Raw genomic sequence first — 14,697 nt, 5'->3', positions numbered from 1 at the left:
CGGCTGGCTCGTCGGGCGCCGCGTTCCCCGCCTCCGCGCCGAGTAACCTCACCGACCGCCCCGGACCGCCCGCAGCACCGAGGCGCGTGCGCCGGCGGCCTCGGACCGGAGGGTGGACCCGTCGGGTACGACGGTCAGGCCGGCTGGAGGTCGCCGACCGGGGCGGCGGGGGTACGGACCCGCTCGTACAGCTCGACGTACCGCCGGGCCATCACCGCCGGGGTGAACCGCACGGCCGCCTCCCGGCGGCACTCCCGGGGGTCCAGCACGCTGGCGGCCAGCAGCAGGTCACCCAGTTCCTCCTCATCGGCGGCCAGCAGCCCGGTCCGGCCGTGCTCGACCAGCTCCGGCAGGCAGCCCCGCCCGGTCGCCACCACCGGCGTACCCAGGGCCAGCGACTCCACCACGGCGGTGCCGCCGGGCTCCTCCCAGCGCAACGGGAACAGCGCGGCCCGCGCCCCGGCCAGCAGGTCGTCGCGCTCCTGCCCGGCGACCGTGCCGACCCAGCGGACCAGGGGCCCGTCGAGGTGCGGGGCGACCTTCTCGTGGAAGAACCGGACGTCCGGGTTCTGCAGCGCCTCGGCCCCGGCGGCGGCCAGGTCCGCCGGCCGGTGGTACGGCCCGACCGGGCCGGCCAGCACCAGCGGCACGCCCAGCCGGCGGGCCAGCCGGGCCCCCACGTCCTGCCCCTTGCCCGGGTTGATCCGGCCCAGCACGACCGCGTAGTCGCCCTTGGGCGCCGGCGGCCGGCGGTCGGCGTCGACGGCCAGCGGCGTGGCCAGGTGCACGTGCCCGACGGCGTGCTCCCGCAGCGCCCGGGGCGCCCGGTCCAGTTGCGCGGCGGACACCCCGTTGACCCGGACCCGGTGGCCGCCGTCGAGGTGGCCGTAGAGGGCGGGGTGCTTGGCCAGGTCCCAGTGCAGGGTGTGCAGCGCGGGCGGCGCGTCCGGGCCCATCGCGGCGAGGGTGGCCAGCCCGACCGCCTCCACGTGGTCGTGCACCAGGTCGATGTCGTCGCGGTGGTGCAGCGCCCGGACCACCCCGGCCAGGTGCGCCTGGGCGATCCCGCACACCTGGTTGTACGGCCGTTGCAGGGCCGGGAACTGCCCGTCGCCGAAGACCGAGATCCGCTCGTCCACCGGCAGGGTGCTGGTCTCCACCGAGGCGAGCACCACCCGTACGCCGAGCCGGCGCAGCTCCGGCACCAGCGTGGCGACCACGTTCTCGATGCCGCCGTAGCCGGGGGGCGGCACGGGCAGCCACGGGCCGGCGTTCATCAGGACGGTCAGGCCCACGGCGCCGGGCCTTCCCGGTCGACCGGGTCGCTGCCCGTCATGCCGCCACCCGCCGCCGGGGCAGCCGGTGCCGCAGCTCCGCCAGGGGCGGGCGCTCCTCGACGGCGACGTCGCTGACCACGATCTCGCGGTCCAGGTTGGGCAGCGCGTCCGAGCCGCCCCGGCGGAACTGGGTCAGCAGCGGCGTCGGCACGGTCCCGGGCAGGGCCCAGCCGCGCCGCTGCAACCGGGACCAGGCGGTGAGCATGATCTGCGCGGACATCCGGCCCAGCGCGGCGGTGTCCTGGTGGCGGTGCTTGCGTTCGCCGAGGTCCACCTGGGCCAGCGCGTCCAGGCCGACCAGCTCCAGCAGGTCGATCAGCATCGCCGTCTCCACCCCGTACCCGGAGACGAACGGCACCTTCGCCAGCACCTCCCGGCGGCCGGCGTACTCCCCGGCGAGGGGCTGCACGAAACCGGCCAGCTCCGGCCAGAAGAGGTTGAGCAGGGGGCGGGCCATCAGCTCCGTCACCCGCCCGCCCCCGTCGGGCTCGACCCCGGTCGTGCCCACCAGCGGCCGGTGGTAGAAGCCCTTGACGAAGTCCACCGACGGGTCGGTCAGCAGCGGGCCGAGCAGCCCCGTCACGAAGTGCGGCCGGAACTCCCGCAGGTCGGCGTCGACGAACGCGACGACGTCACCCTCGGCGGCGGCCAGCCCCGCCCACAGCGCGTCGCCCTTGCCGGTCAGCCGGGGCAGTCCCCGGGTCATCTCGTCCTGGCTGACCACCTCGGCCCCGGCGGCGCGGGCCACCCGGGCGGTCCGGTCGGTGGAGCGGGAGTCCACCACGATCAGCTCGTCGACCAGCGGCACCCGGTCGACCAGGTGTTCCCGGATCGTCGACACGATCGCGCCGACGGTGGCCTCCTCGTTGCGGGCCGGCAGCACCACGCTGACCCGGCTCTCCCCCTTGGCCCGCAGCAGCCGGCGCGGCGTCCACCGCGTCGCCGCCGTGGTCCGATAGGTGGCCCACGCCTCCACCACCGGGGAGACGTTCGACACTGTGTCCCGCACTGGCACACCCCCAGATTTGCTCGGAACGAGCGGAGCCAGTGTTCCCAGCCCGCCCCCCTCGTTAACCGGATACCCGACGCCAACTTGATCACGGCGGGGGCACCCCCGCATTCCCGGGTGGTGAACGTTTGGTTGCGCGCCTGCCGGGCAGTGCTGTGCCGCAGGGGCCGGGCCGGGACGAGGGGGCGGAATCGATGCGGACGTGCCGGGTGGGACTGGTGGGGGCCGGCGGGGTGGCCGCCCGGCACGCCCGCGTGCTGACCGGGTTCGACGACGTCGAGCTGCTCGGGGTGACCGACGTGACCGCGTCGGCGGCGGCCGACCTCGCCGCCGCGTACGGCGGTCGGACCTTCGCCGACGTGGCGGACCTGCTCGCCGCCGGCCCGGACGCGGTGTACGTCTGCGTGCCGCCGTTCGCGCACGGGCCGGTGGTGGAGGCGGTGGTCGACGCCGGGGTGCCGATGTTCGTGGAGAAGCCCGTCGCGGTGGACCTGGACACCGCCGAGCGGATCGCCGACCTGGTCCGGCGGCGGGGCCTGCTCACCGCCGTCGGGCACCACTGGCGGTACCTGCACGTCGTGCAACGGGCCCGGGACCTGCTCGCCGGCCGTCCGGTCCGCATGGTCAACGGCGCCTGGCTGGACCGGGTCCCGCCGGTGCCCTGGTGGCCCCGGCGGGACCGCTCCGGTGGCCCCGTGGTCGAACAGGCCGCCCACGTGCTCGACCTGGTCCGGGTGCTGGCCGGGGAGGTGGCCGAGGTGACCGCGTACGGCGACGGCGCGCCGCCCGCGGCGGTCGACGGGGCCGACATCGACGCGGTCACCGCCGCCACCCTGCGCTTCACCAGCGGGGCGGTCGGCACCCTCGCCGCCGCGTGCGTGCTGACCTGGAAGCACCGTGCCGGGCTGGAGATCCTCGCCGACGGGCTGGCGCTGTCGCTGGCCGAGGACGGCCTGCTGGTCCGGGACGCCACCGGCGAGCGGTACCTGCCCGCCGAACCGGACGGCGCCCGGGTCGCCGTCGACCGGGCCTTCGTCGACGCGGTCCGTGGCGTCGGCGACGACGTCCGGGTGCCGTACGCCGAGGCGCTGCGTACCCAGCGGCTCGCCCTGGCCGTGGCCGAGTCGGCCCGGACCGGGCGGGGCGTGTCCCTGCCGACCGGTCCGGCGGCGCTGGCCGGGGCGGGACCGGTCGGCGATGCGTGACCGGGTGGTGGTGGTCGCCGGGCCGGGCCGGGTGGAACTGGTCGAGCAGGACGCCGTCGCGCCCCGCCCCGGGACCTTCCGGGTGGAGACGCTGTACAGCGGGGTCTCCACCGGCACCGAGCTGAGCTACGTCAAGGGCACCAACCCGTACCTGACCGGCACCTGGGACGCCGACCTGGGGTTGTTCCGGCCGGGCCGGGCGGACCCCGCGTACCCGGTCACCCGGCTGGGGTACATGCAGGTCGGTCGGGTCGTGGCGAGCGCCACCCCGGCCGTGGCGGTGGGCACGGTCGGCGCCCTGACCTGCGGCCACCGCACCGGCTACCTGGCCGACGCCGTCGCCGACCGGTTCGTCCCGCTCCCCGCCGACCTCGACCCGTTGCTCGGCGTCTACGTGGCGCACCTGGGCCCGATCTGCGCCAACGGGCTGCTGCACGCCGCCGCCGACCTGTACGGCGTCGGGGTGCGCACGCTCGGCGACGGGGTCCGCGGCCGGCGGGTCGCGGTGGTCGGCGCCGGGGTGGTCGCGCTGCTCACCGCCCTGTTCGCCCGCCACCACGGGGCCACCTCGGTGGTGGTGGTCGACCCGACCCCCGGGCGGCGCGCGGTGGCCGAGGCGCTCGGCCTGCAGACCCTCGACCCGGACGCGGCCGACCCCGCCGTGGTGCTCAAGAGCCGCTGGGCGCACCACCCCGGCGACCGGGGCGCGGACGTGGTCTTCCAGTGCCGGGGCCAGGACTGGGCGCTGCAGCTCGCGCTGCGCCTGCTGCGCCCCCAGGGCACCGTGGTCGACCTGGCCTTCTACCAGGGCGGCGCGGAGCGGGTCCGGCTCGGCGAGGAGTTCCACCACAACGGGCTGTCGCTGCGCTGCGCCCAGATCGGCCGGGTGCCGCGCGGGCTGGCCCCGACCTGGGACCGGGACCGGCTCAGCGCCGAGACCGTCGACCTGCTCCGCGCCCACGGGGACCTGATCCGCGCGCACCTGGTGTCGGCGGTGGTCCCGTTCGCCCAGGCGCCGGCCCTGCTGACCGATCTGGCGCAGCGCCGCCGCCAGGAACTCCAGGTCATCCTCACCCCCTGAGCTGCGGGGAAGGAAGGGCCCCTTGTTAACGCATACGGTTAACAAGGGGCCCTTCCTTCCAATCGTGTCCGGTCGGGGACGTGACAACCGGCGTGGGTCGCGTACCGTTGCGGCTCATGGGTGTGTCGCAACGGTTGAAGTCCAGGTTCCGCCGGTTCCTCCAGCGCCCGGGGACCACGGTCGACCTGGCCCCGCTGGAGAAGCTGCTGCCGGCGATCGAGGCGCGCGAGGACGACCTCGCCGCGCTCGACGACGCCGGGTTGACCGAGGCCGCCGGCCGGGCCGAGCGGTACCCGGAGATCTGCGCGATCGGCCGGGAGGCCGCCCGCCGGGGTCTGGACCAGCGGCCGTACGACGTGCAGCTGCTCGGCGCGATGGCGCTGCTCTCCGGCAAGGTCGCCGAAATGGCCACCGGTGAGGGCAAGACGCTCACCGCCGCGATCGCCGCGTACGGGCACGTGCGGCTCGGCAACGGGCCGGTGCACGTGCTCACCGTCAACGACTACCTGGCCCGCCGGGACGCCGAGTGGATGGAGCCGGTCTACACCCTGCTCGGGCTCACCGTGGGCTGGGTCAACGAGGCGTCCACCCCGCAGGAGCGGCGGGAGGCGTACGCCCGGGACGTCACCTACGTCGCGGTCAGCGAGGCCGGCTTCGACTTCCTCCGCGACCAGCTCGTCACCGACCTGGCCGACCGGGTCCAGCCGCCGCTGTCCACCGCCATCGTCGACGAGGCCGACTCCATCCTCATCGACGAGGCCCGGGTGCCGATGGTCCTCGCCGGCGCGGTCGCCGGGGAGCAGGACCCGGTGCACGCCGCCGCCGCGCTGGTGCGCGGGCTGCGTAAGGGCCCGCACTACACCGTCGCCGAGGACGGCCGCAGCGCCGCGCTCACCAGCGCCGGCCTGGCCGCCGTCGAGGCCAAGCTGGGCGACATCGACCTGTACGCCGAGGAGCACGTCGCGCAGCTCTCCGCGGTGAACGTGGCGCTGCACGCGCACGCCCTGCTGCACCGCGACGTCGACTACATCGTGCGGGACGGCTCGGTCGAGCTGATCGACGAGATGCGCGGCCGGGTCGCCCAGCGCCGCCGCTGGCCGGACGGCCTCCAGGCGGCCGTGGAGGCCAAGGAGGGGCTCGACGCCACCGCCGAGGGGGAGGTGCTCGGCACCGTCGCGGTGCAGGCGTACATCGGGCTCTATCCGCGCAAGTGCGGGATGACCGCGACCGCGGTGCTCGTCGGTGACCAGCTCCGGGAGTTCTTCTCCCTGGAGGTGGCGGTGATCCCGCCGAACACCCCGTGCATCCGGGAGGACGAGCCGGACCGCATCTACGCCACCCGGGCCGAGAAGGAGGAGGCGCTGGTCGACGAGATCCGGCGCTGCCACGAGGCGGGTCGCCCGGTGCTCGTCGGCACCCTCGACGTCAAGGAGTCGGAGGGGCTGGCCGCCGCGCTGGAGGCCGCCGGGGTGCCCAGCGTGGTGCTCAACGCCAAGAACGACGACGAGGAGGCGGCGATCATCGCCGAGGCCGGCGCGTACGGCGCGGTCACCGTCTCCACCCAGATGGCCGGCCGGGGCGTGGACATCCGCCTCGGCGGCAGCGACCAGGCCGACCGCGAGCGGGTGGCCGACCTCGGCGGCCTGTACGTCATCGGCAGCGGCCGGCACGACAGCCGCCGGGTCGACGACCAGCTCCGGGGCCGGGCCGGCCGGCAGGGCGACCCGGGCGGGTCGGTCTTCTTCGTCAGCCTGGAGGACGACCTGGTCGTCCGGCACGCCGGCGACACCGTGCCGGCCTCGCCCCGGATGAACGCCGACGGCCTGGTCACCGACAGCCAGGTGGACTACGCGGTGGAGCACGCCCAGCGGGTCGCCGAGGGCGTCAACCACGAGATCCACCGCAACACCTGGCGGTACAGCGTGGTGATCGAGCAGCAGCGCAAGGCGCTGGCCGAGCGCCGCGAGCGGCTGCTGACCAGCGACGTGGCCGCGCTGATGCTGCTGGACCGTCAGCCGGAGAAGGCCGGCGAGATGGACGAGGACCTGCTCGCCCGGGTGGCCCGGTCGATCGCCCTGTTCCACCTCGACCGGCTCTGGGCGGAGCACCTGGCCGAGCTGTCCGAGGTCCGCGAGGGCGTGCACCTGCGCGCGCTGGGCCGCCTGGACCCGCTCGACGAGTTCCACCGGGCGGCGGTGCCCGCCTTCAACAACCTGGTCCCGGAGATCGAACGCCGGACCATCGAGACCTTCACCGAGACCGAGTTCGACGAGGACTGGGAGCCGGACGCCGCCAAGCTGGTGCGGCCGAGCGCCACCTGGACGTACCTGGTGCACGACAACCCGTTCGGCTCCGAGCTCGACCGGCTCATCGCCTCGGTCGGCCGGCGGCTCAGCGCCGCCCGCTGATCCGCTCGCAGGGGCCCGACCTAGCGTATTTCCGCCAGGTCAGGGCCCCTTTTGCGACTGTTTCGACCGATGTCTGCGAGGGTAGTAGGCCGGGTCCGAGCAGTCGGGAAGAGAGCGGGACATGACACAGGTCTGGGCAACGTACGCCGGTACCGCGCGGAGCGCGGTGACGTGGGGGGCCGCGGCGCGGTGAACCTGGACATCCGAGAGCCGCTCGAGGAGAACCTCGGCGTGTTGGAGACGGCCGCGCTGCTGCGCGAGCTGACCGCCGGCCTGATCGCCGTGACCGACTTCGACGAGGCGTTGACCCGACTGGTCCGCGTCGCCCGGGACGCGGTACCGGGGGTCACCTGGTGCGGCTTCACCACGCTGCGGGCCGGGGAGCCGGCCGGGGTGGCCGGGTCCGAGCCGCGGTTGGCCGAACTCGACGACCTGCGACACGGGCCGGACACGCCGGCGATGAGCGCGATCCGCCGCCGGGAGATGGTGCTCTGCGCCGACCTCTCCGCCGAGGACCGCTGGCCGGCCTGGACCCGGCGGGCCCGCGCGCTGGGCGTGCACGGGGTCGTCGCCGCCCCGGTGGACGTCGACGACCACGTGATCGGCGCGGTCAACCTGTACGCCGACCGGCCGCACGTGCTGACCGCGCGCCGGCAGCTCACCGCGATGCTCCTCGCCGAGCACGCCGGTCTGCTCCTGGCGGCGGTCCGGGACCGGGCCCGGCAGAGCGCCCGGACCGGGGAGAGCGACGCGGCCCTGCTCACCGAGGGGGTGGTGGGGCAGGCGATCGGGGTGATCATGACCCAGCGTGGCTGCCCCGCGCCCGAGGCCCTCGAGGTGCTGCGCAGCGCCGCCTCCTCGCTGGACATCCCGCTGCGCGAGGTCGCCGAGCGGCTGGTCGCCACGGTCTCCCGACCCCGGGAGAGCTGACCGGTCCCGTCCGCGCTGCCGACCGTCGTCACCGGCCGTCCGCGCCGCCGACCGTCGTCACCGGCCGTCCGCGCCGCCGGCCCGTCGTGACCCGCCGGCCGGTCCGGTCGGCCTGGTCAAGGTGGTCCGGCACGGTTTTCGCCATCCGGTGCCCGGGTAGCACCAGGGGTCGTGGGCTGAGACGATACCTGGGGAGGTACACGATGGAGAGCCGGCTGCGGGTGCACGGCCATCCGATCCAACCGATGCTGGTGACGTTCCCGTTCGGGCTCTTCGTCAGTGCGACCGTCTTCGACCTGGCCGACCTCGCCGGCGGCCCGGTCTTCCTCGGCGAGGTGGGCTACTGGACCGCCGTCGCCGCGCTGGTCGCCGCCGCGTTGGCCGCGGTCGCCGGCATGGTCGACCTGTGGGACGTGCCCGGCGGGCACACCCGGCGCACCGCGGTCACCTTCAACCTGGTCAACGCCGCGATGGCCGGGCTCTTCCTGCTGGCCTGTCTGATCCGGGCGGAGGCGCCGAACCGGGGGGCCTCCGGGACGCTGCTCGCCGTCGAACTGGTCGCCCTCGCCGTCGGCGCGGTGGGTGTCGGGCTGGGCTCGCGGCTGGTCCGGCAGTTCGAGTCCGGACGGGCCGAGGCGGGCACGTTCGAGGCGATCGGCGGGGTCGACGCCACCGTGGAGCTGAGCACCCGCCGCCTCTGACCGCACCCGTCGCCTCCGACCGCACCCCCCGCCTCTGACCGCGCCATCCGCCTCCGACCGCACCCGCCGCCTCCGACCGCACCATCCGCCGGGAACCACCGGTCCCGCGCGCACCGTCGGCGCGGCGCGGGTCAGTGGGCCGCGGCCCGGTGCTCGGCGAGGACGTCGGCGCCGAAGTCGCTGGCCGGGCGGCGCAGCACGGTGTGCGCGTGGTTGCCGTCGGGACTGGTGTTGTCGTACTCGATCAGCAGGTCGTCGCCCTGCACCCGGTAGTAGTGCCGCTGCCCGGGCGCCTCCGACCCGGCCCAGGCGAAGTGCAGCTCGCCGCCGTCGATCCGGGCGGCCTCCCGTTGGGCCAGCTCCACGGGCAGCCGGTCCAGGTAGAGCGCGACCAGGTGGGTGAGCAGGGCCCGCCCGCCCGGCGTGAGGCGGGTCGCCGGCACCCCGAGCGGCTCGATCGGGCCGGGCGCCGTCGGCCGGGTGGCGCTGAGGATGTCCGCCGGGGCCTCGTCGGCGACGATCGCCGCGGCCCGCCCGGCCGGGCCCATCGTCTCCAGCAGGTCGCGGGCCAGGTCCTCCTCGGGGCCCAGGGGGCGCAGCACCGTCCGGCCGCCGTGCCGGACCGTGGCCGGGTTCGCGCCGAGGAAGATCGGGGCGGGGGAGACCTGGTCGTCCACCACGGTCATGCTCACCGACAGGTGGTGCCCCTCGAACCGCCAGGCCCAGCGGTCGTCGCGCGCCGGGTCGCCGAAGACGGCCACCCAGTAGTCGCCGCTGTGCCGGCCGCGTCGCCAGCCCTCCGCCCGGTCCAGCACCTCCTCCAGCGCGACGACCGCCATCGCCTGGGCGTACGCGGCCGGGCTCAGCGCGGTGGCCAGCAACCGGTGCGCGGCCTTGCGCCCGGCCGGGTCCAGGTCGGCCAGGCAGACCCCGGGCCGGGGCCGGGGGCGGTACTCCAGCCACCGTCGGGCGGCGTCGTCGGTGAAGGCGTACCGGGCGCGCTCGCCGGCGGGGCCGTCCAACGCCGCCAGCAGCGCCGTGCCGGCGGCGCGCATCTGCTCCGGTACGGGATCCTCCACGCACTCTGTATACCGGAGACCGGCCCCGTCCACCGGCGACCGCCGCGCGGACCGGCCAGGGCACGGGAGCGAGGACCCGGTGCGGCGCGGTGCGCCGGACCGGCCGGGGCGCGGCGGTCAGCCGGCGCGGAGCAGGGCGAGCATCTCCGGCAGGTCGAAGAAGCGGGCGGTGTCGACGGCGGAGGGGGCGCCGTGGTCCGGGTCCGCGCCGGCGGCCAGCAGGGCCCGTACCGCCTCGGCGTCGCGCCGGAAGACCGCGGCGGCCAGCGCGCTCTGCCCCCGGTCGTTGACCCGGTGGGGGTCGGCGCCGCGCGCCAGCAGCGCCGCGACGGTGTCCGGACGGGCGTGGTACGCCGCCAGGATCAGCAGCGTGTCGCCCTTGTCGTTGGTCAGGTCGACGGGCAGGCCGGCATCGATCTGCCCGGCCAGTTCCCCGGTGTCGCCGGCGCGGGCCAGGTCGAACATCCGGTGGGCGAAGGCCAGCGCCTCGGCGTCGAGTTCGTCGCTCACCGACCCAGGCTAGTCCCCTGGTACGGTCCCAGCCCGGGAGCCGGGAGGATCATGGACGAGACGGTGTACGTCGGCAACGCCGGGGTGGACGGCGCGACGAACGGCGGCTGGTTGCTCGGCCACTTCATGCCCACCGGTGAGGTGCGACACAGCGCCGACGTCGAGGTGAAGTGGGGCGTGCACCGGGCCGGCGAGTCCCGGGAGCGCTGGGCGACGGGGGAGCGGCGCACCACGCTGCTGGTGCTGGTCAGTGGACGGTTCCGGGTGGAGTTGCCGGACCGCACCGTGCTGCTCGCCGCCGCCGGCGACTACGTCGTCTGGGGCCGTGGGGTGGACCACACCTGGTACGCGGAGCGGGAGTCGTTGCTGGTCACCGTGCGCTGGCCGTCGGTGCCCGGGTACCGGGTGGGGCCGCCGGTCGTCCGGGCCTGACCAGGGCCTCGGCGCCCGCAGCCCGCCCCGGGCCCGACCCGCCGCGCCCGGCTCCGGTCACGGGGCCGTCGCCGCGCCGGCCGTCGTGTCGGCTGGACAGTCGTCCCGGCATGTGGTATTCCCTACTAAGTCTATAGGTTTTGCCCACTAAGCTGGTGCGGCAAGCACAGCTCCGCTCCGCGAGGACCGACATGATCAGCATCCGCCAGCGTGACCCCGACCTGCTCGCCATCGCCCGCCGGTACGCCGCCGTGCCGCACACCTGGCCGACACCCGTGTGCTACGACCCGGTGCAGCGGTGGTACTCCCGGCTGGCGGTCGCCGACGACCACGAGGTGTGGGCGTTGAGCTGGCTGCCCGGGCAGGGCACCGACCTGCACGACCACGGCGGATCGTCGGGCGCCTTCCTCGTGGTCTCCGGGGTGCTCACCGAGGAGACGGTCAGCGGCGGGGTGCTGCGTCCACACCGGCTCGCCGCCGGCACGGGCCGGCGCTTCGGCCGCCGCCACGTCCACCTGGTGACCAACCGGGGGGACCAGCCGGCGGTGAGCGTGCACGTCTACCGCCCCGCGCTGCGCCGGATGACCCGCTACCACCTCGCCGACGGCCGGCTGCGGGTCGCGGAGGTGGCCGAGGCGGGCGTGGCGTGGTGAGCCGACCACCCGCACCCGCCGGAGCACCCCACCCGCCGTCAGGAAAGGATCCGATGATGACGCACACCGACACCCTTGCGGCCTCCTGTCCACCGCCACCAGGTTCCCGGGGGATCGACCAGATCCTCGCCGCCGCCCGCACCCGGCTGCGCCGGCTCGATCCCGAGCAGGCCCATCTGGCGTACCGGGGCGGGGCGGTGCTCGTCGACATCCGCCCCGCCGCCCAGCGCGCCGCGCACGGCACCGTGCCGGGCTCGCTGATCGTCGAGCGCAACGTCCTGGAGTGGCGGTTCGACCCGCGCTGCTCCGCCCGGCTGCCGAACGTGACCGACTACGACCTGGCCGTGGTGATCATCTGCCAGGAGGGCTACACCTCGTCCCTGGCCGCCGCCGCGCTCCAGGACCTCGGCCTGCACCGCGCCACCGACGTGGTCGGTGGCTTCGTCGCCTGGCGGATCGCCGGGCTGCCCGCCCTCGGCCCCGCCCCGGTCCACCGCCCCCCGTCCGTCGCGTCGCCGGTGACCGCCGGTCCGGCGTTCCGCCGCTGACCGCCACGCTTCACCGGGCGTGGCGGACGGCACCGCCATCTCCAGGAGGCTCCATGTCCCTCGTCGCCATCTCGTCGCGCCCGCAGTCACCGGGCCGCCGCACCGACCGGGTCGCGGCGGTGCGGCCCCGGTCCACGTCGACGCTCACCGTCACCGTGAACCTGACACCCGGCCCGCTGAGCCCGGGGTTGGCCCGGCTCGTCGAGTTGCTGCACGAGCTGGCCGCCGCCGGGGAGGCGACGACGGGCGTGCCGGCCGCCACCGAGCCGCCGCCCGTCGCGCCGGCCGTGCCCGGCCCCCGGCCGGCGCAGGTCGGGCCGGAACCGGCGGCCGAGCACCCCGACGCGCTGCGCATCCAGGTCGGACTGCGCACCGTGTACCAGGGCGGGCGGGAGGTCTCGCTCACCCGGATCGAGTTCGACCTGCTGCTCTTCCTCGCCGAGCATCCCCGCCGGGTCTTCACCCGGTTGCAGTTGCTGAGCAACGTGTGGGGCTACGAGCACGCCGTGGCCCGCACCGTGGACGTGCACGTGCGCCGGCTGCGGGCGAAGCTCGGCGGGGACACCCCGTTGGTCACCACCGTGCACGGGGTCGGCTACCGCATCGCCGACGAGGCGCGGATCAGTATCGACCGTCGGATGTGACAGTCGGCGGCACGTCGTGGGCGTCCCGGAGCCACCGGTTCCGGGGCGCCCACCCGTGTCCCGACGGGTGTCTCACCTGGTGGGCGGGGGGTTCCACGGCTTGGGGGTACCCCCCGGTCCGTTCACGTTGACGACTCTGCTGTAATCATCTGGCCTCGTACGCAGAGCGAGCGGTCGGCTCCGGTGTGTTCGTCAATTGTCACAGTCATGCAACGTAGCCGGCACTTGACCCTCGCACGGGCGCCGGGAAGCATCGATGCAGCGGCGTCCCGGGCCGTGGGGAGATAACCCGCACCAGCCAAGGAGGACCATGTCGGTCAGCCCCGCTTCGTCGCGCGCCGGATGGCATACGTCCCAACCCGCGGTACCGGGCCGTCCCCCCGGCGGTCAGCGCCGCCCGGCCACCAGTTCGGCTCCCGTGCTCACCCTCACGTTCTCCATTCCCCTGGCCAACGAGGAGTCGCTGACCGGGCCGGCCCGCCGGCTGATCGAGGCGGCCCGGGAGCTGGTGGAGCGGGGCGAGTGCACCGTCACCAGCAGCGGCGCCACCGCCGACCGGCGGGCCGAGGCGGTGCCCGCCAGCCGGGCCGGCGCCCGCCCGCTCGCCCCGACCACCCCGGCCCTGCACATCCTCGCCTCGTCCCGCTCGGTGCTGCGCGACAACGAGCCGCTGCCGCTGACCCGGCTGGAGTTCGACCTGCTGCTGCACCTGGTCGCCCACCCGCGTCGGGTCTTCACCCGGCTGCAACTGCTCAACGCCGTCTGGGGGTACGAGCACGCCGGGGTCCGCACGGTCGACGTGCACGTGCGCCGGCTGCGCGGCAAGGTGGGCGTGGACGTGCCCCTGGTCACCACCGTCTACGGCGTCGGGTACCGGCTGGCCGACGACGCCCGGGTCACCATCGACCGCACCGGCTGAGCCCGCCGCACCCACCGTGCGCCGGGCACCATGGTCGTCATGCGCGTACGTCCGATCTCGCCCGACCGGCTCGTCGCCGAGCTGACCGACCGGCTCGCCGACACGACCGTGCCCGGACGGCTGCGGGTGGCCGTGGACGGCGCTCCCGCCGCCGAGCCGGAGCGGCTCGCCGCAGCCCTGGTCGACCCGCTGCGGGCCCGGGGCCGCCCGGTGCTGCACGTGCGCACCGCCGACTTCCTGCGGCCGGCCTCGGTCCGGCTGGAGTTCGGCCGGACCAACCCCGACTCCTACTACGACGCCTGGACCGACGAGGCCGGGCTGCGCCGCGAGGTGCTCGACCCGGCCGGCCCGCAGGGCAGCGGCCGGTTGCTGCCGGCGCTCTGGGACGCCCGGACCGACCGGGCCGCCCGTGCCGCCTACCTGGACCTGCCGCCGGGCGGCATCGTCCTGGTCAGCGGGGGACTGCTGCTCGGCGGCGGGCTCCCCTTCGACCTCGCCGTCCACCTGGAACTCTCCCCGGCCGCGCTGGCCCGGCGCACCCCCGACGAGCAGCGCTGGACCCTGCCCGCGTTCCACCGGTACGCCACGGAGGTCGCCCCGGCCTCCTTCGCCGACGTGGTGCTCCGCGTCGACCACCCGGACCGCCCGGCGCTGGTGGAACCGGTGAATTCCCACTGACCCTGGTTTGGCGGCCCGACCGGCTGGGTACTCGGCCGGCTCACCGGGGCTGTTGATCACGTCAGCACCGGACACGGACCGCAGCCGGGACCAGTACCCCGGCCGCCCGGGAACGCCCGGCGCGTACGAAAGGCAGGCAGCGATGCTCGTCCACGACACCGTTGGCACGGCCCGGCCCGAGGCCGAGGTCGACCAGATCCGGCTCGCTCTCAAGGCCCGCTACGACGAGCTGTCCGCGGAGTACGAGCAGGCGGTGCAGCAGAGCCAGGTGCTGCGGCTGGTCGAGGTCGGCGACACCGCCGGCGACGACCAGGCCGACAGCGGCACCAAGACGGCCGAACGGGACACCGCGCAGTCGCTGCTGCGCACCATCCTGGACCGGCGGGCCCAGTTCGAGCACGCGCTGGCCCGCCTCGACGAGGGCACCTACGGGTTCTGCGAGGGCTGCACCGTGCCGATCCCGGTGGAGCGGCTGGAGATCTTCCCCTCCGCCACGTCCTGCGTGGCCTGCAAGCAGACCCGGGAGCGGCGGGCCGCCTGAGCCCCGCCCGGACGCCGGCCGG

The 14,697-nt window shown here is 75.4% G+C and carries 16 protein-coding genes; 12 read left to right on the top strand and 4 right to left on the bottom strand.

Features of this window, described 5'->3' with window-relative positions; genetic code table 11:
• Window positions 1-134: 134 nt before the first annotated feature.
• Window positions 135-1,295 carry a glycosyltransferase gene (locus ACQUFX_RS09010; RefSeq protein ID WP_428965554.1) on the bottom strand — a complete coding sequence of 387 codons (1,161 nt, stop codon included), beginning with the start codon at window positions 1,293-1,295 and terminating at the stop codon, window positions 135-137.
• 37 nt (window positions 1,296-1,332) lie between these two features.
• A complete protein-coding gene (locus ACQUFX_RS09005; RefSeq protein WP_428966908.1) occupies window positions 1,333-2,313 on the bottom strand; it encodes a glucosyl-3-phosphoglycerate synthase in 981 nt (326 codons plus the stop codon).
• Between the two features lie 227 nt (window positions 2,314-2,540).
• On the opposite strand from ACQUFX_RS09005, the gene ACQUFX_RS09000 reads away from it, so the two are divergent.
• The 5 genes from ACQUFX_RS09000 (at window position 2,541) to ACQUFX_RS08980 (ending at window position 8,671) form a co-directional block, all read left to right on the top strand.
• Window positions 2,541-3,551, top strand: coding sequence for a Gfo/Idh/MocA family protein (locus ACQUFX_RS09000; RefSeq protein ID WP_428965553.1), 1,011 nt, complete (start codon window positions 2,541-2,543; stop codon window positions 3,549-3,551).
• Entirely contained in the window at window positions 3,544-4,632 is a 1,089-nt protein-coding gene (locus tag ACQUFX_RS08995; protein WP_428965552.1) for a zinc-binding dehydrogenase, read from the top strand. Before ACQUFX_RS09000 ends, ACQUFX_RS08995 begins: the two co-directional genes overlap by 8 nt.
• A 116-nt stretch (window positions 4,633-4,748) precedes the next feature.
• Window positions 4,749-7,040 (top strand): accessory Sec system translocase SecA2, encoded by a 2,292-nt coding sequence (secA2, locus tag ACQUFX_RS08990; RefSeq protein WP_428965551.1) that lies wholly within the window; start codon window positions 4,749-4,751, stop codon window positions 7,038-7,040.
• Window positions 7,041-7,229: 189 nt separating this feature from the next.
• On the top strand, window positions 7,230-7,970 hold the full coding sequence (locus tag ACQUFX_RS08985) for a GAF and ANTAR domain-containing protein (RefSeq protein ID WP_428966907.1): 741 nt from the start codon (window positions 7,230-7,232) through the stop codon (window positions 7,968-7,970).
• A gap of 203 nt (window positions 7,971-8,173) precedes the next feature.
• Complete coding sequence (locus ACQUFX_RS08980) at window positions 8,174-8,671, top strand: DUF2231 domain-containing protein (protein ID WP_428965550.1); 498 nt, start codon at window positions 8,174-8,176, stop codon at window positions 8,669-8,671.
• Window positions 8,672-8,802: 131 nt separating this feature from the next.
• On the opposite strand, the gene ACQUFX_RS08975 is transcribed toward ACQUFX_RS08980, so the two are convergent.
• Window positions 8,803-9,726: a DUF3500 domain-containing protein gene (locus ACQUFX_RS08975; protein ID WP_428966906.1), complete on the bottom strand. Its 924-nt coding sequence runs from the start codon at window positions 9,724-9,726 to the stop codon at window positions 8,803-8,805.
• Window positions 9,727-9,867: 141 nt separating this feature from the next.
• Window positions 9,868-10,260, bottom strand: coding sequence for an ankyrin repeat domain-containing protein (locus ACQUFX_RS08970; RefSeq protein WP_428965549.1), 393 nt, complete (start codon window positions 10,258-10,260; stop codon window positions 9,868-9,870).
• A 51-nt stretch (window positions 10,261-10,311) separates the two neighbouring features.
• Here ACQUFX_RS08970 and ACQUFX_RS08965 point away from each other — a divergent pair, with 51 nt between their 5' ends.
• The 7 genes from ACQUFX_RS08965 (at window position 10,312) to ACQUFX_RS08935 (ending at window position 14,675) form a co-directional block, all read left to right on the top strand.
• Entirely contained in the window at window positions 10,312-10,692 is a 381-nt protein-coding gene (locus ACQUFX_RS08965) for a cupin domain-containing protein (protein ID WP_428965548.1), read from the top strand.
• A 191-nt stretch (window positions 10,693-10,883) separates the two neighbouring features.
• Entirely contained in the window at window positions 10,884-11,345 is a 462-nt protein-coding gene (locus ACQUFX_RS08960) for a cysteine dioxygenase (RefSeq protein WP_428965547.1), read from the top strand.
• A gap of 53 nt (window positions 11,346-11,398) precedes the next feature.
• Window positions 11,399-11,893, top strand: coding sequence for a rhodanese-like domain-containing protein (locus tag ACQUFX_RS08955; protein WP_428965546.1), 495 nt, complete (start codon window positions 11,399-11,401; stop codon window positions 11,891-11,893).
• 53 nt (window positions 11,894-11,946) lie between these two features.
• Window positions 11,947-12,537 (top strand): winged helix-turn-helix domain-containing protein, encoded by a 591-nt coding sequence (locus ACQUFX_RS08950; protein ID WP_428965545.1) that lies wholly within the window; start codon window positions 11,947-11,949, stop codon window positions 12,535-12,537.
• A 310-nt stretch (window positions 12,538-12,847) separates the two neighbouring features.
• Entirely contained in the window at window positions 12,848-13,456 is a 609-nt protein-coding gene (locus tag ACQUFX_RS08945) for a winged helix-turn-helix domain-containing protein (protein WP_428965544.1), read from the top strand.
• Between the two features lie 39 nt (window positions 13,457-13,495).
• Window positions 13,496-14,134 (top strand): nucleoside/nucleotide kinase family protein, encoded by a 639-nt coding sequence (locus ACQUFX_RS08940; RefSeq protein ID WP_428965543.1) that lies wholly within the window; start codon window positions 13,496-13,498, stop codon window positions 14,132-14,134.
• A gap of 142 nt (window positions 14,135-14,276) precedes the next feature.
• Window positions 14,277-14,675 carry a TraR/DksA family transcriptional regulator gene (locus tag ACQUFX_RS08935; RefSeq protein WP_428965542.1) on the top strand — a complete coding sequence of 133 codons (399 nt, stop codon included), beginning with the start codon at window positions 14,277-14,279 and terminating at the stop codon, window positions 14,673-14,675.
• Window positions 14,676-14,697: the final 22 nt, after the last annotated feature.

The organism is Micromonospora fluostatini (assembly GCF_050410825.1).
Lineage (GTDB): Bacteria > Actinomycetota > Actinomycetes > Mycobacteriales > Micromonosporaceae > Micromonospora > Micromonospora rosaria.
The sequence above is the reverse complement of the archived record's forward strand: the minus strand, read 5'-3'. Positions and strand labels throughout refer to the sequence as shown.

Coding starts and splice junctions, on each gene's coding strand:
- ACQUFX_RS08955 (WP_428965546.1), top strand. CDS start 11,399: ATGATGACGCACACCGACACCCTTGCGGCCTCCTGTCCACCGCCACCA.
- ACQUFX_RS08945 (WP_428965544.1), top strand. CDS start 12,848: ATGTCGGTCAGCCCCGCTTCGTCGCGCGCCGGATGGCATACGTCCCAA.
- ACQUFX_RS08980 (WP_428965550.1), top strand. CDS start 8,174: ATGGAGAGCCGGCTGCGGGTGCACGGCCATCCGATCCAACCGATGCTG.
- ACQUFX_RS08995 (WP_428965552.1), top strand. CDS start 3,544: ATGCGTGACCGGGTGGTGGTGGTCGCCGGGCCGGGCCGGGTGGAACTG.
- ACQUFX_RS08940 (WP_428965543.1), top strand. CDS start 13,496: ATGCGCGTACGTCCGATCTCGCCCGACCGGCTCGTCGCCGAGCTGACC.
- ACQUFX_RS08965 (WP_428965548.1), top strand. CDS start 10,312: ATGGACGAGACGGTGTACGTCGGCAACGCCGGGGTGGACGGCGCGACG.
- ACQUFX_RS08935 (WP_428965542.1), top strand. CDS start 14,277: ATGCTCGTCCACGACACCGTTGGCACGGCCCGGCCCGAGGCCGAGGTC.
- ACQUFX_RS09000 (WP_428965553.1), top strand. CDS start 2,541: ATGCGGACGTGCCGGGTGGGACTGGTGGGGGCCGGCGGGGTGGCCGCC.
- secA2 (WP_428965551.1), top strand. CDS start 4,749: ATGGGTGTGTCGCAACGGTTGAAGTCCAGGTTCCGCCGGTTCCTCCAG.
- ACQUFX_RS08950 (WP_428965545.1), top strand. CDS start 11,947: ATGTCCCTCGTCGCCATCTCGTCGCGCCCGCAGTCACCGGGCCGCCGC.
- ACQUFX_RS08960 (WP_428965547.1), top strand. CDS start 10,884: ATGATCAGCATCCGCCAGCGTGACCCCGACCTGCTCGCCATCGCCCGC.
- ACQUFX_RS08975 (WP_428966906.1), bottom strand. CDS start 9,726: ATGCGCGCCGCCGGCACGGCGCTGCTGGCGGCGTTGGACGGCCCCGCC.